The organism is Candidatus Palauibacter scopulicola, from assembly GCF_947581915.1.
GTDB lineage: Bacteria > Gemmatimonadota > Gemmatimonadetes > Palauibacterales > Palauibacteraceae > Palauibacter > Palauibacter scopulicola.
The window spans coordinates 1-19,071 of the sequence record NZ_CANPWG010000066.1 but is presented as its reverse complement, the minus strand read 5'-3'; the positions used below and the strand labels follow the sequence as shown (position 1 = coordinate 19,071).

At 70.0% G+C, this 19,071-nt stretch carries 14 protein-coding genes; 9 read left to right on the top strand and 5 right to left on the bottom strand.

Annotated features, from left to right (window positions below; genetic code table 11):
- Window positions 1-3: 3 nt before the first annotated feature.
- The 3 genes from RN743_RS13855 to RN743_RS13845 form a co-directional block, all read right to left on the bottom strand.
- A complete protein-coding gene (locus tag RN743_RS13855) occupies window positions 4-3,168 on the bottom strand; it encodes a BamA/TamA family outer membrane protein (RefSeq protein WP_310780701.1) in 3,165 nt (1,054 codons plus the stop codon).
- 168 nt (window positions 3,169-3,336) lie between these two features.
- Entirely contained in the window at window positions 3,337-3,966 is a 630-nt protein-coding gene (locus RN743_RS13850; protein WP_310780700.1) for a septal ring lytic transglycosylase RlpA family protein, read from the bottom strand.
- 23 nt (window positions 3,967-3,989) lie between these two features.
- A complete protein-coding gene (locus RN743_RS13845; protein ID WP_310780699.1) occupies window positions 3,990-5,336 on the bottom strand; it encodes an alkaline phosphatase PhoX in 1,347 nt (448 codons plus the stop codon).
- A gap of 194 nt (window positions 5,337-5,530) precedes the next feature.
- Between RN743_RS13845 and RN743_RS13840 the strand changes: the two genes are divergently transcribed.
- From RN743_RS13840 to RN743_RS13830, 3 genes are all read left to right on the top strand, one after another.
- Entirely contained in the window at window positions 5,531-6,331 is an 801-nt protein-coding gene (locus RN743_RS13840) for a TonB-dependent receptor plug domain-containing protein (RefSeq protein WP_310780697.1), read from the top strand.
- A gap of 12 nt (window positions 6,332-6,343) precedes the next feature.
- Window positions 6,344-8,917: a TonB-dependent receptor gene (locus RN743_RS13835; RefSeq protein WP_310780695.1), complete on the top strand. Its 2,574-nt coding sequence runs from the start codon at window positions 6,344-6,346 to the stop codon at window positions 8,915-8,917.
- A gap of 74 nt (window positions 8,918-8,991) precedes the next feature.
- Window positions 8,992-10,239 carry a DUF4325 domain-containing protein gene (locus RN743_RS13830; RefSeq protein ID WP_310780693.1) on the top strand — a complete coding sequence of 416 codons (1,248 nt, stop codon included), beginning with the start codon at window positions 8,992-8,994 and terminating at the stop codon, window positions 10,237-10,239.
- Between the two features lie 13 nt (window positions 10,240-10,252).
- Here RN743_RS13830 and RN743_RS13825 read toward each other — a convergent pair whose 3' ends face one another.
- Both RN743_RS13825 and RN743_RS13820 read right to left on the bottom strand, forming a co-directional pair.
- Window positions 10,253-11,470, bottom strand: coding sequence for a hypothetical protein (locus tag RN743_RS13825; protein ID WP_310780691.1), 1,218 nt, complete (start codon window positions 11,468-11,470; stop codon window positions 10,253-10,255).
- 56 nt (window positions 11,471-11,526) lie between these two features.
- Entirely contained in the window at window positions 11,527-12,723 is a 1,197-nt protein-coding gene (locus RN743_RS13820) for a hypothetical protein (protein WP_310780689.1), read from the bottom strand.
- A 147-nt stretch (window positions 12,724-12,870) separates the two neighbouring features.
- Here RN743_RS13820 and RN743_RS13815 point away from each other — a divergent pair, with 147 nt between their 5' ends.
- From RN743_RS13815 to RN743_RS13790, 6 genes are all read left to right on the top strand, one after another.
- Window positions 12,871-14,316 carry a HupE/UreJ family protein gene (locus tag RN743_RS13815; RefSeq protein WP_310780687.1) on the top strand — a complete coding sequence of 482 codons (1,446 nt, stop codon included), beginning with the start codon at window positions 12,871-12,873 and terminating at the stop codon, window positions 14,314-14,316.
- A gap of 124 nt (window positions 14,317-14,440) precedes the next feature.
- Window positions 14,441-15,466, top strand: coding sequence for a peptidyl-alpha-hydroxyglycine alpha-amidating lyase family protein (locus RN743_RS13810; RefSeq protein ID WP_310780685.1), 1,026 nt, complete (start codon window positions 14,441-14,443; stop codon window positions 15,464-15,466).
- A 26-nt stretch (window positions 15,467-15,492) separates the two neighbouring features.
- Complete coding sequence (locus tag RN743_RS13805) at window positions 15,493-16,173, top strand: hypothetical protein (RefSeq protein ID WP_310780683.1); 681 nt, start codon at window positions 15,493-15,495, stop codon at window positions 16,171-16,173.
- A gap of 6 nt (window positions 16,174-16,179) precedes the next feature.
- Window positions 16,180-17,733, top strand: a complete 1,554-nt coding sequence (locus RN743_RS13800) for an FAD-dependent oxidoreductase (RefSeq protein ID WP_310780740.1) — start codon at window positions 16,180-16,182, stop codon at window positions 17,731-17,733.
- Window positions 17,734-17,919: 186 nt separating this feature from the next.
- Window positions 17,920-18,198, top strand: a complete 279-nt coding sequence (locus RN743_RS13795) for a BrnT family toxin (RefSeq protein WP_310780681.1) — start codon at window positions 17,920-17,922, stop codon at window positions 18,196-18,198.
- Window positions 18,179-18,469 (top strand): BrnA antitoxin family protein, encoded by a 291-nt coding sequence (locus tag RN743_RS13790; RefSeq protein ID WP_310780679.1) that lies wholly within the window; start codon window positions 18,179-18,181, stop codon window positions 18,467-18,469. Before RN743_RS13795 ends, RN743_RS13790 begins: the two co-directional genes overlap by 20 nt.
- The last annotated feature ends 602 nt before the right edge of the window (window positions 18,470-19,071 follow it).

Genomic DNA, 19,071 nt, shown 5'->3' with positions numbered 1-19,071 from the left:
CCGTCAGAAGCCGGGCGTCAGGTTGAACTGCCAGATCCAGCCCTTGTCGGGGCGATCGAAGGGCCGAACGAAATTGATTTCCGCGATCATGAGGCCGAAGACGTTGACCCTCGTCAGGAAGCCGGCGCTCGACACCCAGGTCCGGTCCTCGAACGCGCAGTTTCCTTCCGGGCAGTTCAGGGGCGTCTCGCCCGACCACGCCTTGCCCATGTCGTAGAAGAGGCCGACCTCGACCGGCGGTACCCCCGGGGCCCGGACCACGCCGATTCCGCCCAGGAGAGGAAGCCGCAGTTCCACGTTGCCCACCGCCACGCGGTTGCCGATGAGGTTCCCGATGAGAGGACAACTGAAGAACCCGGCCTGGCCGCTCGCGACGGTGCACTCGGCGACGTCGATGGACCGGTTGTCGTACCCGCGAACGAGGGATGGCACCCCGAGATAGAGCCGGCCCAGCCGCGGGTCCTCCGAACCGCCTCCCCAACGGCCGAAGTGAAGCGCCCGTCCGGCCACCGTGAACGGCCCGGCGCGGACGTATCGGCGGACGTCGCCCGTCACCGTCAGGAAATTCAGCGTTCCGACGGCCGGCTCCACCTCCAGCCGGTAGCGCTGTCCGGCGATCGGGCTCGTGCCGCCGAAGATCGAACTGTCGTATACGAGGGCCGCGCTTGCGCTCGCCGTGTACAGCGACGCGAAGGCGCAGGGCCCGGCGCTGAACGACAGCACGTCTCCCTCGCAGTCCTGCAGGTCCGTGACCTCGTTGACCAGAGGCTGACCCGTGAAGAAGTCGAAGGCGATCTCCTCGATCTCGCCGGAGAAGTCGATCTGGCGGGCCGAGGCGGAGAACTCGACGCGCGAGTTCCGGTTGAACGGATAGGCGACGATCCCGGTCAGCTCCCGGTTGATCTCGAACCAGCGGAAGTCCCGAATGACGTTCACGGGCCTGCCCCCGACCGTCACCCGCTGGAGCCCGAGCTGGCGCGTGACGAACGGCACCTGCCCCCCGATGAAGGCCCAGTTCCAGCGGCTCGACCGGTTCTCGTAACCCGCGAGGGCCGCCGTGCCCTGAAGCAGATCCCCGAAGCTGGTGTTGACCTGGAGGATGGTCTGGAGCGTGCGGTTGCCGAGCAGATCCGAGAAGAACAGCGCCGCGCCGCCCGCGAAGAAGACGCCGAAGTCGCTCGCCCCGAAGGCGATCGTGGGCTGCGAGATGAAGTCGAGGGACAGCGGGGACCGGAACTCGGCGTCCTCGAAGGTAATCGGGTCGGCGAGGCCGAGCCGGGCGTTGTCGAGCAGCTCCGCGTGCGCGGTCGACAGCCGTTCGCGCGGCGGGATGATCGAGGCGTCGACGCCCACGAGCATTTCGGGCGCCGGCACTCCGGCCAGGACCTCCGGATCGTCGATCACGTAGATCTCGTAGCTGAACGGCCCGCCCTTGTTCACGCTGAACGCGACATCGCCCGTACCGCGGGCCACGGACACGGCCGGGCTGATGGCCGTGAGTCCGCTCACGCCGGTCCACAGGTCGGTGACCAGGTACCGCTCCCGCGTCTCGAGGTCGAGCCGGTAGAGGTTGGCGATCCCGTCGTGGTCCGACACGAAGTACAGGCTTTCGCCGTCCGGGGACCACTGCGGATTGTAGTTCCGGAACTGGTCGTCGAAGCCCGGCAGCGGCTCGATCTCACCGCTTTCCAGATCCAGCAGCGCGACCCGGTACGTCCCCGGGACGAGCAACTCCAGGTCGGTGGTGAAGCGGTCCGTCGCGAACGCCACCGACCGGCCGTCGGGCGACCAGGCGGGCTGGAGATCGGCGTACGGGTCCTCCGTGAGCCGCCTCAGCTGCCCGGTCTCGACGTTGATCACGTACAGGTCGGTGAACCCGGCGGAGTGGCCGCTGAAGGCGATGTGCGACCCGTCCGGCGACCAGCTCGGCGTGAAGATCGCGCCCAGCTGAAACCCCTCGACCGGGATCTCATGGACGATGTTCCCGCTTTCCGCCTCCATGATCGTGAGCAACGGGTTGCCCGTCTTGATGCCGGCGACCGCGAAGAGCCGGCCGTTCGGGTGCCAGTCCCCGGCCGAGTGGATGAACTGGAGGCTCTCGAAGTGCGGGTCGACCGCGTTGTTCGTGAGGCGGCGCTTCACCTCTCCGGTGCGCGCGTCGGCCCCGAACATCTCGATCGAGAAGAGGTCGCTCTGCGAGACGTAGACCATGTCGAGGCCGTTGGGACTCAGAGCCGGGCCCAGGTGGAGCTTGCCCTCATCGGGCGGCTCGTAGACGACGCGGCGCCCGTAGTCGTCGGGGGAGCGGGTCTCCTGGCGCGCGTCCGCGAAGTAGGTCTCGAGTTCGCTCTTCCAGCGGTCCGAAAGCTCTCCGATCGGCACCTCGAGGACGGCTTCGATCGCCGCCAGCGCATTCCCCGTGCGCGCGGCGAGGTTGAGGATCCGGCCGATCCGGTCGTCCCCGAACGCGCCGCCGATGTAGGACCAGAACGCGTGGCCGTAGCGGTACGGGAAGTACCGCCGGTCGGCGAGTTCCGGGATCGTCGGGAACCCGTCTTCCAGGTCCAGGGCGTCCCGCATCCACATCGTCGTGAACGGGTCGATGGGCCCGATCGAGAGGTACTCGGCCATCCCTTCGATGAACCACAGCGGGAGCCGGATCGCGCCGGGAACGTCCAGTCCCGGGCCTCCGGTCCCCTGCCCCGTCATGTCGAACTGGAAGGCGTGCACGAGTTCGTGGCCGAGCAGGTGATCGGTCTCGTGGAGCGACACCATCATCGGCATGACGAGCCGCCGCTTCAGGATCTCCGTGAAGCCCTGCGTGCCTTCGTCGATGAACTGTCCGGAGGTGTTCGTCTGCTCGAAATCCGGGTGGTCGGCGTAGAGGATGATCGGCTGGCGCTGGCGGAACTCGTGATTGAGCACCCGGGAGAGGCGGGCGTACCAGCGCTCGGCCAGGCGGCCGACCATCTGCGCGCCGACGGCGCTCTCCTCGTAGTAGTAGATGTCGAAGTGCTGCGTCTTGAGCACCTCGAAGTCGAAGGACTCGTAGACGACCTTGTTCCGGCCGAAATACCGGCCGGCCTGCCCTTCCAGCGCGGCTGCGGCGGGACCCGAGAAGACCGCGAGAGCGGCAAGCGCGGCGAGCGCGTGAGTTCTGCGAAGCATACATCCTCCACCAGGAGACCGCTGCTTTCGGCCCGTCCGGGTTCCTGGACCCCGGGGGGCCGTGCCGCCACGCGGACGGCAAGCAGTCAGGGGGTGTCGAAAGCTACCCGAGGCACCCGACCTTCGCTATTCCGGTCTAGCACGACTGAAGTGGGGGCGAGGTCACGGTCAGCAGCGGCGCAGGAACCCGCCCAGCGTTTCGCGGGCGCGGCCGGCCGCCGGCTCATCCGCGAAGGGGCCGGCCACGACGCGGTACATGTTTTCGTACGGCTCGATCGAGGCTTCGAACCCCGCCCGCACGAGTTCGTCCCGCTTCGCCTCGGCGTTCCCGCGCTCGCGAAAGGAGGCGACCTGGACGACGACGCAGCCGCCGCGCGCGGTGACCGGGGTAGCCGTCCCGATGACGGTGATCCGCACGCGGGCCGTACCGGGCCCGATCATCTCGAGCTCCCTCGCCGCCCCCCGGGACAGGTCCAGGATGCGGCCGGCCACGAAGGGGCCGCGGTCGGTCACGTCGAGGTCGATGGAGCGCCCGTTGTCGAGGTTGTCCACGCGGATCCGGGTCCCGAACGGGATCGTCTGGTGGGCGGCGGAGATCGCATCCATGTCGTAGGTGTTGCCGGACGCCGTGGTCCGGCCGTGAAACGGCTCCCCGTACCACGAGGCGATGCCGGTCTGCGTCCAGCCGACGGCGTAGCTCGACGGGTCGGCGGGCGTCGTCGGGCCGGCGGACGGCGTCGTCGCGAGGGGGACGGACCACACGCAGGCCTGAGCGGAGAGCGCGCCGGCGAGCGCCACGCCCAGCGCCGCCCCGCGCCGGCTCAGAGCGGCCCCCGCTCCCAGGGCCCCCAGATGGCGAACGTGTAGCCGAGATTCCCGGGGCCCATCGAGATCGTGTCGCCCTGGAGGTTGATGAACAACGTCCGTCCATCGGGACTGAAGCACGCGCCCGCGAACTCGCGCGCGTTCAGGATATTCCGGGCGAAGGGAAAGATCTCCCCCTCGGGCGACAACCCGTGGAGGTGCGTCTCGCCCGAGTTGTCCTCGCAGATGAGGATGCCGCCGCGGGGACTCACCGTGATGTTGTCCGGGCCGGAGAGCACCTCCTCCGAGGGCGACTCGAAGACGAGGGCGAGCGCCTCCTCGTCCGGCACGTACCGCCACACCTGGCCCAGTTGGGTGTCGCCACCGTTCGTCGCATGGAAGTAGATGCTCCGGTCCGCGTACCAGCAGCCCTCGAGCCGGGAGAACCGGGCCCCGCCCGCCTCGAACCCCTCCATCCACACCGTGGTCGCGTTGCGCTCGGCCTCGGGCGGGTCGGGGTTCTCGATCGGCACCCATTCGACCCCGCGCCACTCGCCCGGCCGCTGGCCGGTGCGGAGATCCACCTGCGGCTCCCCCCGCACGGCGAGCATTTCCAGCGCGCCCCCGTCCCGGAGGACGCCGGGCGTATGCGGCCGAAAGCGATAGAAGCCGGAGCGGCGGTTGTAGTCCTCCGTCTCGTAGACGAACCCCGTCGCGGGGTCCACCGCGATGGCCTCGTGCGTGAACCGTCCCATGTCCCGCAGCGGCTCGGCCCGGACCGGCTCGTCCGCATCGGCGGGGACCTCGAACACGTACCCGTGCGGCACGGTCCAGCCGCGCCCCTGTCCGAAGGTCGTCTCCTCGCACGTCAGCCAACTGCGCCACGGCGTCGTCCCCCCGGCGCAGTTGATCATCGTCCCCCCCGCGCTCACGAAGTCGCGCACGAGGACCGCACGCCCATCCGCCTCGATCCGGACCTCCAGCGTTGTCGTGCCGCCGCCCGCGAGGGGATCGTACGCCAGTTCGGGGGACACGAGCGGGACCGCGAGGCCGGGCGGGTCCTGATCCTCATGGTTTCGGACCAGGCGGACGACGTCGTCGCTCACCGGAAAGAGCCCCATGCCGTCGTGCGCGCGGGGCGTGGGCCGGCCATCGGACATCGGGCGGCCCTCCACGCTGAGGAGGGCGTAGGAGAACCCTTCGGGGAGCGCGAGTTCCGGACCCGCAGGGCGCAGGGGTCCATATGCGGCGGATCCGCGAGCCGTCCCGCGCGTGGACGCGGCCGCCGGCCGGGCGCGCGCCGCGAGACCCGCGAGCGAGGGCGCGAGCGCGGCGGTCCCGGCCCAGCGTCCGGCGCGGCGCACGAAGTCTCGTCGGTCGATATTGTTCAGAGGTCCCTCCGTGACGCGCGGGGCGGCACCCACGGTATGTTGCGGGGTCAGTAGAGATCGGGGCGGTCGGCTTTCAGACCGGGCCCCCGACTAAACGCGAATCGGACGGGGAGTATTCTACGGGCGTCCTGCGGCCGAGAGAACCATCGGAGAGGAGAGAGATCGACATGCGGCACCTGCTCCAGCGCCTTCCGGGGCCTGTCCTGTTTCTGATCATCTTTCTGGTCATCGCGAATTCGGCGGCGGCCCAGTCGTTCGTCGATTTCTGTCCGGGGGGCGACGAAGCGACGCAAGCCGCCGTCGTGGGCTACCTGACGGATCCCGAGGCGCAAATCCCCGTTCCCGGCGCGACCGTCGCCGCCAGTTGGGTGCAGGACGACGCCAGGCAGCGCATCGAAGTCCAGACCAACCTCGAAGGCCTCTACATCCTGTGCGGTCTGCCGAAGGAGATGGAGGTCTCGCTGCGGGCCCTGCTCGGGGACCGGCGCGGCGAGGCCGTCCCGTACGCGACGGCGGCGCCGCTCGCCCAGCAGGACCTCTTCATCTCGCTCACCGGCGAGCCCGAGGTGAGGGAGGAGGTCGGGTCGCTTTCCGGAGGGGGCAGCGGGGGCTCCGGGCGGGCGTTCAGCTCCGAGATCATCCGCGCCGACGATCTCCTCGACCTGCCCGAAATGAGCGTGTACGACCTGCTGCGGCGGCACCAGCTGCTGCGGTTCGACCGCCTGAGCGGGAGGGGGGAGGTGATCTTCCTCATGGCGGCGACGTCGTCGAGCGCCCGCGCCGGCACGATTCAGTCGGTCCAGGTGATGATCAACGAGCGGCGGGAACCCGACGCGATCGGGGCGATCCGCGACCTGTCGATCGATGAGATCCGCCGGATCGAGATCCTGTCGCGTACCGAGGCGTCCGCTCGCTACGGCGGAGACGGCTTCGTCGGCGCGATCGCCATTACGACGCGAGACCGCTAGCAGAACGCGTCTTTGAACGGCGCGCGGTTCGCGCTCGGGACGCTGCTCCTTGCCGGCGCCGTGGCGTACGCCGCCGCCGCGCCCCGGGCCGCCGCGGCGCAGACCGGACAGGCGGAGCGCGGCGGCGCCGACACCGTCGAGGTCTTCTCGGGGGCGGAGATTCTCGAGGCCGGACAGGCGGAACTCGCCTCCGTCCTGAACGAACTTCTGCCGTCGGCCTACTTCCCGCGCCGGCAGGTCGCGGACCTTACGTCGGGCGTGCGGCCCTTCCAACTGCGCGGGCTGTCGGCGGACCACACGCTCGTCCTCGTGAACGGGAAGCGCCGCCACGCCACCGCGGTCGTGCACACGCGGGGCGCCGGCGCCTTTCCAGGCGCGAGCGGCGTGGACATGAACGCCTTTCCGCTGCAGGCGATCGACCGGGTGGAGGTCGCGCGCGGCGGGGGCCCGACGCGGCACGGCGCCGACGCGATCGCGGGGGTCATCGACCTGCGTCTCCGGAACGCGGTCTCGGCGCCCGAGTTCATCGCCTCCGTCGGCCACCACTTTCCGGACGAATGGGATGACGACGGGCTGCGTTACGACTTCTCGGGGCACTGGGGGCTGGGGGTCGGACGCGGCGGCGTCCTGAACCTCACGGGCGCGTTCAGCCAGCGGGAGCCGACGAACCGCGCGGGGGCCGACGGCCGCGACCAGGTCCTCCCCGGGGACGCGGACTTCGTGGACCGCGGTCTCGTCATCCTCAAGCACAACGAGGTGGCGCAGCCGAACCACCTGTGGGGCGATGGCGAGTCCTCGAACTTCATGTTGTTCGCCAACTTCGAACTCCCCCTCGCGGCGGCGGGCGAGCGCCCCGGCGGGGCCGAGTTCTACGCCTTCGGAGGCTACAGTCGGCGCCGGGACCGGCACGCGGGCTTCTTCGTGCGCTCGATGGACGACCGTAACTGGCCGGGGATCCATCCACTCGGCTTCCTGCCGCAGTTCGACGCCGACACCCGCGACGTGTCGCTCGTCACCGGCTTCCGGCGCCGCCCCGAGGCTGGGTCCGAGATCGGCTCCGAGGCGGACGCGGGGCGCGGGTGGAGCTGGGACCTGAGCACCCAGTACGGCTCGAACCGGGTCGACCACGACCTGTTCGACACGCTCAACCCGTCGCTCGGGCCCTGTCTCGACACGGCGTGCGCCCCCGGCGCGGACGGGATCCCGGGGACCGCGGACGACCCGGGGATTCCGAACCGGACCCGGTTCTCCACGGGCGCGCTCGAGACCCACCAGTTGCTCGCGAACGCGGACATCGGGCGCCGGATCGAGACGGGACTCGGCGCGGGGCCGCTACGCGTCGCCCTCGGGGCCACGTTCCGCCTCGACGGCTACCGCATCCTGGCGGGGGAACCCGCGTCGAGGGTGGACGGCTTCCACCCGACCCAGAGCGGCGGCATCGCGGCGGCGGGCTCCCAGCGCTTCACCGGCTTCCGGCCCGAGGAGACCGGGATCTGGTACCGGTCGAGCTACAGCCTCCACGGCCAGGTCGACGCGCCGCTCCTGCGGCCGCTCCTGCTCTCCGCGACCGGACGCTACGAGCGCTTCAGCGATGTCGGCGGCGCGCTGACCGGGAAGCTCGGGCTGCGCCTGGCCCTCTCCGGGGCCGCCGCCTTCCGGGCGAGCGCCTCCACGGGATTCCGGCCGCCCGCGCTGAGCCAGTCCCGCTACGGACACGTCACGGCGGGACGCCGCGAGGACCCGGACGAGCCGGGCGCGATCGCCGGGTTCGAGGCGGGCACGTTCCCGGTGGACGCTCCGGAAGCCGGGGCGGTCGGCGCGTCGCCCCTCCGGGGGGAGAAGTCGCGCTCCGTCAGCGCGGGGTTCGCGCTCGCGCCCGCCGATGGCCTGCGTTTCACGATCGACGGCTACGCGACGGAGGTCGACGACGCCATCCTCCTCTCCAACCCGCTCGCGGAAGGCGCCAGCGGCCTGGTCGATCACCTGCTGGCGGACTTCGCCGCGGAATCGGTCCGTTTCTTCGCCAACGCGATCGACCTGCGCTCGTACGGCGTCGACGCGGCGCTCACGTGGGGGCGGCGGCTCGGGGACGCCTCACGCCTCGAACTCGGGGCCTCGGTGGGCTGGGGGCAGGTGCGCGGGCGCTGCCCGGAGGACGACATCGCGGTCTGCGTGCATGAAAACGAGGCGCTGCGGGACGAATCGTTCCGGATCTACGACGGGTTCGACGTCCATTTCCTCGAGGAGGGGCGGCCGGACTGGCGCGGCAGGTTCGAAACTAGCTTCACGAGCGGGGCGTTCGAGGTCGGCCTCGGGGCGAACGTCTACGGGGCGCAGGAGGAACTGCGCGCGCTCGGCGTCGGCGAGCACCCCCACAGGATCCGGCTCCTCCAGCCGAAGGTCGCCTTCGATGCGCGCGTCCACGTCGACGTGGCGGGAGGGTGGCGGCTCACGGTCGGCGGCGAGAACCTCTTCGACGCCTTCCCGGCGCGGGTGGACGCGTTCGGAGGGATCTTCCCCTACCGCTCCTTCTCGGCGATGGGGTTCAACGGCCGCTACCTCTACGCCCGCCTGCAGGTCTCCTGATCAAGCTTGTTGGACATGTCTGCCAACGGTAGCATTGGCGGGCCAAAGCGCACCCGTTCCACGAGACGAGTACGATGAATCCCGGCAGTCTCCATGTTGAGCGCGAAGGGGGTCACGTTCGGATCGCGGGCGACCTCGTCCTCGGTTCGTTCCGGGTTGTCCTCGCGGCAATGCACCAAGCTACGCACGTCAAGGGATTTACGGACGTTAAGCTGGATTTCTCTGAGGCCAAGCTCGCGTTCCCCGGCCCGATGCTCGCGGTCCTGGCCACATGCGCACGGCTGCGGGACGAACTGGATGTAGACTTCACTTTGATTCGTCCCGCCGAGGGTAAGCTGAGACGCCTGTTTACCAACGCCAACTGGGCGCACCTGGCAACTCCAGGGAAATTCGAGAGATCGACGTGGCAACCCACCGATGTTCTTCCGGCGCGGCGGTTTACGTCCCCGGATGAGCAGGAGGAGATCGTATCTCAAATCAATGACGCGGTGCTTTCTTCCTCGGCCGAACTGACGAAGCGGGACCTGGCTGCTTTCGACTGGACGGTGTTCGAGGTCGTGGACAACGTGCTTCGGCATGCTGATTGTTCCCAGGGCGGACTTGTTCAGTTGAGTCAGTATCCGGCGAGACAGCAACTGGAGTTCGTCGTCGCCGATGGGGGACGGGGAATCCCACGCGCGATGAGAACGACGATGCCCAAGCTATCCGACGTTGAAGCTCTTGAACGTTCGATCGAGCGCGGAGTCACCAGCACCGCCGAGGGAATGGGGCATGGTCTGTTCGGCACCCACCAGGCCTCCAGCGTGGGCGCGGGCCACTTCGAGATCCACTCCGGCTACGCCAGTATCGGTTCAGATGCCGGCGCCCGCGACGAAAGTATCCCCGTCACCGGCACACTCGTGGTCGTCCGGCTGGACTACTCGGAGCCCGAGGCATTGTGGCGCGCTCTCGAGAATCCGGAGCGGCTTGACTCGGCTGACTACGTCGAGCTTCGCTACGAAGACGCGACCGACGACGTTCTCAACTTCGTCGTCAGGAAAGAGGCCGGCTCGGTGGGGTCGAGGTTCTCGGGGAGATCGACCCGCACGAAGATCGAGAAGCTCATGGCCATGTACCCGACCCACCCGATCAACGTGGACTTCGATGGCGTATCCATCGTTTCCAGCAGCTTTGCCGACGAGTTCCTCGGCAAGCTCTTCGTGCGGATCGGCGCGCTACGATTCATGAACGCGATCCGGCTGAGAGGGGTCTCTCCGACGGTTCGTTCCGTGGTTGATCAAGCAATTCTCCAAAGAGTCAAACACGAAGCGGAGAACGGCTGAACGCGCAGTCGAACTAGCGGCCGGGCCAGAGGGGGCCCTGTTCGGGGGGTACGCGGCCCATGCCCATGTACACGAACTTCTGGATGCGCTTTCCGTCGTACGTCTCGGTCGTGTAGACGTTGCCCCTCGAGTCGGTCGCCACGCTGTGGACGCCGATGAACTGTCCCGGCTGGCGGCCGCCGTCGCCGAACATCGTCAACACCTCGAGCGAGGCGCGGTCCATGACGTACACGCGGTGGTTCGACCCGTCGGCGACGTACATGTACCGCTGCTCCGGATCGCGCGAGAAGGCGAGGTCCCAGGTCGAGCCGGCGCCCAGCGTGCGCGGCGCGATCATCGCCTCGTCGACGAACGTCCCGTCCCGCTGGAAGACCTGGATGCGGTCGCTCGCGCGGTCGCAGACGTAGATCAGACCGTCCAGCGAGGGCTGCGCGCAGTGCACCGGAGTCCGGAACTGCTGCGAGGGGGGCGCGTCCGGGTCGTAGAGGGGCGGCGGGGTGTCGTCGGGCGCGTTGCCGTAGGCGCCCCAGTAGCGCTTGAAGGCGCCGGTCGACGCGTCCAGCACGGCGACGCGGCGGCCGCCGTAGCCGTCCGCGACGTAGGCTTCGTTCGCCTCCGCGTCGAAGCCGACCTCCGCCACCCGGTTGAAGCGCGTCTCGCTGTGGCTGTCGGGCTCCATCCCCACCTGCGGCTGCCCGTAGGAAGCGAGGAACTCGCCGTCGCGCGAGAACTTGAGGATGTGCGAGTCGCTCGCCCCGTTGCCGCCGATCCACACGTTGTCCATGTGGTCGACCGTGATCCCGTGGTTCGACTCGGGCCACACGTAGTCGTCGGAGGGGCCTCCGAACGAGTTCACGAGGTTGCCCTCGGGGTCGAACACGAGCACTTCCGGCGCCGCCCGGCAGCACTCGCTGGTCGGCGGATCCGCGTCGAGTCCCAGTTCCGTGCCGGGGTTGATGGAGGCGCGGCGATGGATGATGAACACGTAGTCGCGCGAGTCCACGCCGACCCCGACCGTGGAACCGAGGAGCCAGTGTTCCGGCAGGGGCCTGGGCCAGAAGGGGTCGACCTCGAACATCGGCGCCTCGACGCCCTGCCCCGCGCCGCCCGAGCCCGGGTCGGCCGAGCCCGCGGTCGAGTCCGCGTCGTCCATCGCGGCCTGCCCGCAGGCGAGCGCGATGACCGCGCCGGAAACCACGCCACCAATGACGACTCGCCGCTTGCCGTTCATGGCCATACCTCCTCGTCGGTCCTTCCGTGCCGGTCCTTTCGGGCCGGTCCTTCCGTCTACTGGTCGCCGCGCGGCCAGGGCGGTCCCTGGTGCTCGGCCGGCACCGGGCCCAAGCCCATGTACACGAACTTCTGGACGCGCTTCCCCTCGTAGGTCTCCGTCGTGTAGATGTTGCCGTTCGAGTCCGTCGCGATGCTGTGGACGGCGAAGAACTGGCCCGGCTGACGGCCGCCGTCGCCGAAGCTGGTCAGGATCTCGAGCGAGGCGCGGTCCATGATGTAGACCCGCATGTTCTTGCCGTCGGCGACGTACATGTACTTCTGGTCCGCGTCGCGCGAGAAGGCGACGTCCCACGTCGACCCGTCGCCCAGCGTGCGCGGCGCGATCCGCACCTCATCGACGTACGTCCCGTCCGTCTGGAAGACCTGGATGCGGTCGTTGGGACGGTCGCACACGTAGACGAGGCCGTCGAGCGAGGGCTCGGCGCAGTGCACGGGCGTGCGGAACTGCTGGATGAGCGGCGCGTCCGGGTCGTAGGGCGGCGTGGGCGTGTCGTCGGGCGCGTTGCCGTAGGCGCCCCAGTAGCGCTTGAAGGCGCCGGTCGAGGCGTCGAGCACCGCGACGCGGCGGCCGCCGTAGCCGTCCGCGAGGTAGGCCTCGTTGGCCGAGGCGTCGAACGCGAGCTTCGCCACCCGGTTGAAGCGCGTCTCGCTGTGGCTGTCGGCCGCGGGCCCCGCCTCCGGCTCGCCGTAGGAGGCGAGGAACTCGCCGTCGCGCGAGAACTTCAGGATGTGCGTGTCGTTCGGCCCGTTGCCGCCGATCCACAGGTTGTCCATGTGGTCGACGGTGATCCCGTGGTTCGAGCCCGGCCACACGTAATCCTCGGAGGGGCCGCCCCAGGCGTTGACGAGGTTCCCTTCGGGATCGAACTCGAGCACGGGGGGCGCGGCGCGGCAGCAGTCGCCGATCGGCGGGTCGGCGTCGGCCCCGCCCTCGGTGCGCTCGGTGAGGTTGCCCCGGTGCACGATGAAGACGTGGTCGCGCGAGTCGACGCCCACGCCGATCGCCGAGCCGAGCACCCAGTGGTCCGGCAGCGGTTTCGGCCAGAACGGATCGACCTCGAACATCGGCGCCTCGACGCCCTGTCCCTCGCTGGCCTGGGCCCCGTCGTCCATGGCCGCCTGGCCGCACGCCAGCGCGAGGGCGATGCCCGCAACCACGCCGAAGATGAGGGTTCGCCGCTTTCCATTCATGGCCGTCTCTCCTTGCGAATAGTGTAGTGATTCACGCTACCGATGCCGTTCGCGTTCGTCCAGAGATCGGCCGGGGTCGACGGCGCGCGCCGGCCGCGCCATCGTGCGGGCGGACCGGGAACGCTCGAGGAAGTTCGGGGATCGCGGATGAAGCGAGGCCACACACGGCATCCAAGCCGGCGCACGGCGCCCCTGATGGGGTGCGTGCTCGCGCTTTACGGGCTGACGAGTCTGGCCGGGGCGGCGCGGGCGGCGCCGGATCGGGCGGGCGAGGCGGGCGGCGCCTTGCCGCACGAGATTCCGGCGGACGTCACGGTGCAGGCGTTCGTCGTGCCGGAGGGTTCCCGCCTGCGCTTCCTCGTGCGGGCGCCCCTCGAGGCGATGCGGGACATCGAGTTCCCCACGTACGGACTCGGGTACCTGGAACTGGAGGCGGCGGACCCCTTCCTCCGCGATGCCGCGCAACTCTGGCTCGCCGACTACGTGACGTTCTACGAGGAGGACCGGCGCCTGGCCGCGCCCCGCATCGTGGCGACCCGCGTCTCCCTCCCCTCGGACCGGTCCTTCGCCAGCTACGAGACGGCGCTGGCGCACTTCGACGACCCGCCGCTCGACCCCGGGCTGCAGCTTCCGTGGCGCCAGGCGCTGCTCGACGTGCTGCTGGAATACGACATCGAGTCCGACGAATCCCGCTTCTCCATCGACCCCGGCTTCGCGCACCTCGGCCTGCGCACGGTCACGGTGCTGCGCCTGCGGCCGCCGGACCGCCCGGAGCGCGCCTTCCAGTACGTCGGCGACCCGGGCCTCGTGCGGCTCGACCCCCGCTGGCACCAGGCCGCGCTGCGCTTCGTGTCGCTCGGCTTCACGCACATCCTGGACGGGATCGACCACCTCCTCTTCCTCCTCTGTCTCGTCATCCCGCTGCGGACGCTGTGGGGTCTGGTCCCGGTCATCACGTCCTTCACGATCGCGCACTCGATCACGCTCATCGCCTCCGCCTTCGGCATCGCGCCGCGCGCGCTCTGGTTCCCGCCGCTGATCGAGACCCTCATCGCGCTCTCGATCGTCTACATGGCGCTCGAGAACATCGTCGGGGCGAGACCCCGGAAGCGCTGGCTGCTCGCGTTCGGGTTCGGGCTCGTACACGGGTTCGGCTTTTCGTTCGCGCTCAGCGAGTCTCTGCAGTTCGCGGGCGGACACCTGCTCGCCTCCCTGCTCGCCTTCAACGTGGGCGTGGAACTGGGGCAACTCGTCGTGGTCGCGGTCGCCGTGCCGGTGGTCGAAGTGCTGTTCCGCAAGGTGGTGGCGGAGCGGATGGGGACGATCATCGGGTCGGCGCTGCTGGCGCACACGGGCTGGCACTGGATGACGGACCGGGGCTCGGACCTGCTGGCCTACCGCTTCACGTGGCCCGCCTTCGACGGGGCGCTGGGTGCGGCGCTCATGCGGTGGGGGGCGCTGGCGGTGATCGTCGTCGGGGCGGCGTGGGCGATCAGCGGACCCTTCGGCAAGCTGGCCGCCAGAGCGACGGGCGGCGGGAAGGCACCGGCGCGAGCAGCGGCTCGTGCCACGGACGGACGGGATCCGACCTGACCGGCGCGCCGAGGCCCCACGCGTTCCCGCGGGAACGTCCGGGCGCGCTTGCCGGTCCCGCCGGTCGTGTCCATCGTCACCCGTCCGGTACGGATGCGACAGACTGCACCGACAGGAGGACTGGATGCATAGCTTCAGGCGAATGGGACTCGGCGCGGTACTCGCGCTCACGGCGGCCGCCCTGGGCGCCGGCGCGCTCGCGGCGCAGTTGACGGCGCCGAACCCGTACAGGGCCATGGACGGCTGGGGGGAGCTTCCCGACGGACGTTCGTGGGGCGCGACCAGCGCCGTCTACCCGGCCCCGGACGGCGAGCACATCTGGGTGGGCGAGCGCTGCGGCGCGAACCTGTGCGTCGAGAGCGACGTCGACCCGATCCTGCTCTTCGACACCGAGGGGAACGTCGTGCGGAGCTTCGGCTCGGGGCTCATCGCGTGGCCGCACGGGATGTTCGTCGAGGAGGACGGCAGCGTGTGGGTGGCCGACGCGGTGGGATACGCGCCCGTGCCGGATGGCTGGGGACACGTCGTCTACAAGTTCAGCCCCGAGGGCGAGGTCCTGATGGTGCTGGGCGAGAAGGGCGTGGCGGGGGACGGCCCGCATCACTTCAACAAGCCGTCGGACATCCTCATCGCGCCGGACGGCAGCATCTTCGTGGCGGACGGGCACGACGCGGGCGGCAACAACCGCATCGTGAAGTTCGCGCCGGACGGCACCTTCCTCATGGAGTGGGGACGCGCGGGGACGGCGAACGGGGAGTTCCGCGACCCGCACGCGCTCGCCATGGACTCGCAGGGACGCCTCTTCGTCGGCGACCGCGGCAACAGCCGCGTCCAGGTCTTCGACCAGGAGGGGAACCACCTCGAGACGTGGCACCAGTTCGGGCGGCCGAGCGGGCTGTTCATCGACGAGGAGGATGTCCTCTACTCGACGGACTCCGAGTCGAACGCGCGCCGCAACAAGGGATGGCTCCGCGGCATCTACATCGGCGACGCGGCGACCGGCTGGGTGACGACCTTCATCCCGGACCCGGAGCCCAACCAGGACGCGTCCGGGACGAGCGGGGCGGAGGGGATCGCGGTCGACGCGCACGGCAACCTCTACGGGGCCGAGGTCGGGCCCCGACAGATGAGGAAATACATCCGCCGTTAAGGCAGCACCAAGCACGGGAGTCGAAAATGAGACGCACGATCGGTTGCATGGCCCTTCTGTTCGCGTTCGGCGCGAGCGGGGCGGCGGCACAGGACGAGAACGTCAGCTTCTTCATCACCAGTTCGAATCCGGGGGACGGCGCGGATCTCGGCGGTCTCGAGGGGGCGGACGCCTACTGCGCGACGCTGGCCGACGCGGCGGGGCTGCCCGACCGCATGTGGCGGGCCTACCTCAGCACGACGGGCACGGGCGGCGTGAACGCGCGCGACCGGATCGGAGACGGGCCGTGGTTCAACCACGCGGGCACGATGATCGCCCGGGACGTCGAGCACCTGCACAGCAACGGCCCGAACCTGACCAAGGCCACGATCCTCACGGAGAACGGCGATGAGGTGAACGGGCGCGGCGACCAGCCGAACCAGCACGACATCCTCACCGGGACGCTGATGAACGGCATGGCCTCGGGCGCGGACGGCGACACGACGTGCAGCAACTGGACGTCGGGCGGCGAGGGCAGCGCGCTGGTCGGACACCACGACCGCACCGGGGGCGGACAGAACCCGACCTCGTGGAACGAGGCGCACGGGTCGCGGGGCTGCAGCCTCGAGGACCTGCGCGGGACGGGCGGCGACGGGCGCTTCTACTGCTTCGCCATGGACGGGCCGGGCGGCGCGGGGGCGTTCGCGCTGCGGCCGCGGGCGAACTGAGCTCGCCTGACAAACACCTTCTTTGATGTCCTGATCGTCGGCGGCGGGCCGGCGGGCTGCGCGGCCGCGGCTTCGCTGGCGCGGCGCGGGCACGATGTCGCGCTGATCACGCGGCCTGCGCCGCCGGCGAAATGGCTCGCCGAATCCATCCCCGGCTCGGCGCGGAAGCTCCTCGAACGCGTGGGCGCGCTGGACGCCCTGGACGCGGCGGGCCTCGTGCCGAACGAGGGCAACACCGTGTGGTGGGCCGGCGAGCCGCGGCGGGACGAGCGGTTCGGGGCGCCCGAGCGCGGTTTCCATGCGGAGCGGGCGGCGCTGGAGGCCGCCTTCCAGGGGGTGGCGCGCGAGGCGGGGGCGCGCCTGGTGGCGGAGGGGCCGGTGGTGGCGACGGCCGCCGAGCCGGATGGCTGGCGCGTGGGCACCTCGGGCGCGCGCTACCGGGGGCGCTGGGTGCTCGACGCCTCCGGACGGGCCGGGGTGCTCGCCCGGCGCGGGCTCCGGACGCGCGAACGCGGGATCGCCACGCTCGCGCTCGTCGGCCGCTGGACCCCGAACCGCGGCCACGCTCCACCGGACCCCGGCTGTACGCTGATCGAGAGCTACCGCGACGGGTGGGCCTGGTCGGTGCCGACCTCGCCGCGTACCCGCTGCGTCACGGCGATGGTCGACCCGCGCCGCACGCACCTGGCGCGCGAACGGGGCCTCGACGGCATGTGGCGCGCCGAACTGGCCAAGGCGGCGCGGCTCGGGCGGCGCCTCGAGGGCGGCCGGCTGCAAGGGCCCGTGCGGGCATGCCCCGCGTCGCTCTACGGCGCGACCCTGCATGGCCGGCCGGGCCTGCTCCTCGTCGGCGACGCCGGCTCCTTCATCGACCCCCTCTCCTCGTACGGCGTCAAGAAGGCGCTCGCCTCCGCCTGGCTCGCCGCGATCGTGGCGCACACGGGGCTCGAGGACGACGCCATGGCCGGCCCCGCGTGCGAGTTGTACGACGACCGGGAACGCGAGGTGTACCGCACCTACCGGGCGCTGTCCGTCCCCTTCCTCGAGCAGGCCGCGGCCGCGAACGACCACCCCTTCTGGGAGGCCCGGCTCGACGCCGCGCGCGCGGCGGGGGGCGGGATCCGGGAACCGGTGGCCGCGCCCGGAGCGTCTGGAGCGTCCGGGATGCTGGAGCCCGGAGAGCGCTCGCTCGCGGAGGATCGGGCCGAGGCGTTCCTCGGAAGCGAGGAGGTGCGGGCGGCGTACGAGACCATCCGCGCGCTCCCGTCCGTGCGCCTTCGCCCGGCCGCCGGGCTGGAGATCGTCTCGGCCCCCGCCGTGGCCGGAGACCGGATCGCCCTCGAACCCCACCTCGTCTCGGAGCGGCTGCCGGGCGGCGCGCGCTACGTGCGCAACGTCGACCTCCGGCTACTCGTCGAAGTGGCACCAACGCTCGACCAGGTGCCCGACATCTACGAGGCCTACAACCGGCGCGCGGACCCGGCGCCTCTCCCCGACTTCCTCGCCGCCCTCGCGCTCACCGTCGGAGCCGGCTTCCTCGACCTCGCAAGCGACGCCTGACGTCAGCCGCTGACCCCGCGCCGGAGGCGGAAGCTTCACGTTTCCGCGTGCTACGCCAACGCCCGGGACGTTCCCGCGGGAACGCGGACGGATCCTCCCCCCGGCCGCCCGAGCGCCGGCCCGCTCGACCGGCCGGGGCCTCTCCGTTCGGTTGCTATAACTACAAATTATATGTATGATAGGTCGATGGAATTCGAGTGGGACGAGGCCAAGAATCAGGCGAACATCCGCAAGCACGGCATCGGGTTCGACACCGCCAAGCGCATCTTCGAGGGGATCATCGCGACATCGCTCGACCGACGCCGCGACTACGGCGAGGACCGCCGCATCAGCATTGGCCGGGTAGGGCCCGGAGCGCTGATCGTGGTCACCCACACCGAGCGCCGTGGGCGAATCCGTCTGATCTCTGCCCGCCCCGCGTCGAGGAAGGAAAGGAGAGTCTACCATGAGCGGACGCTACGATAAGCCGCTCACGCCCGAGCAGATTGCGGCGGTGAAGGACGAGAGCATCGACTTCAGCGACATCCCGGAACTGGACGAAGGGTTCTGGGAGCGAGCCGAGCTTGTCGAGCCCGATCTCACCGACCAGATCACCATGCGCGTCAAACGCTCCGTGCTGGCCTATTTCAAGGCTCCGGGGAAGGGCTACCAGACGCGAATGAACCGCGTGCTCGAGAGCTACGTGCGGCACAGGACCGGGGGATCGGCCGACACCGGGGAGAGTGCGGGCCCCTGACCGGCGCGGACGGTAGCATCTGATCTTGCGAAGCCCGAACGCAGGACCATAACATCGCTGGCAGCAATGAGTTTTGGCTGGGGCCTCTCCGGCCCTGTTATTGGGGTCCCCGCGTTGAGCGGGGCCCCATTTTATTTCGACCTTCCGGGGACGTTCCCGCGGGAACGCGGACGAGTCCTCCCCCGGCCGCCCGAGTCGCCGACCATGTGAGGGGAGCATGGGGTGAGTCGACAGAATGACGATGGTGTCGTCAATTTGCCGCGCATTATGACGACGCTGACGCGCCTGCACCCGCAACAGGGGCTGGAGCAGGCCGTCCGCCGACCCTGAAGAAGGCCTCTTCCGTTCGGTTGTGAGAGCTACGTGCGGCACAGGACGGGAGAATCCGCCGACACCGGGAAGGGTGCGGGCCGCTGACCCTGGGTGGGCGAAAAAAAAGCGGCCGGGCGAGCTGATCAGCTCAGCGGACCGCCGGGGCAGCCCTCCCAACCGCACCTCGATTCTCGGTATGACTCCGGTGGTTGTCAAGCTTCCGCGGGGCCCCATCCGCCCCCATGTCGCCGGGCTACGGGATCATTGGGGGGTTGAGGGGTCGGGGGTGG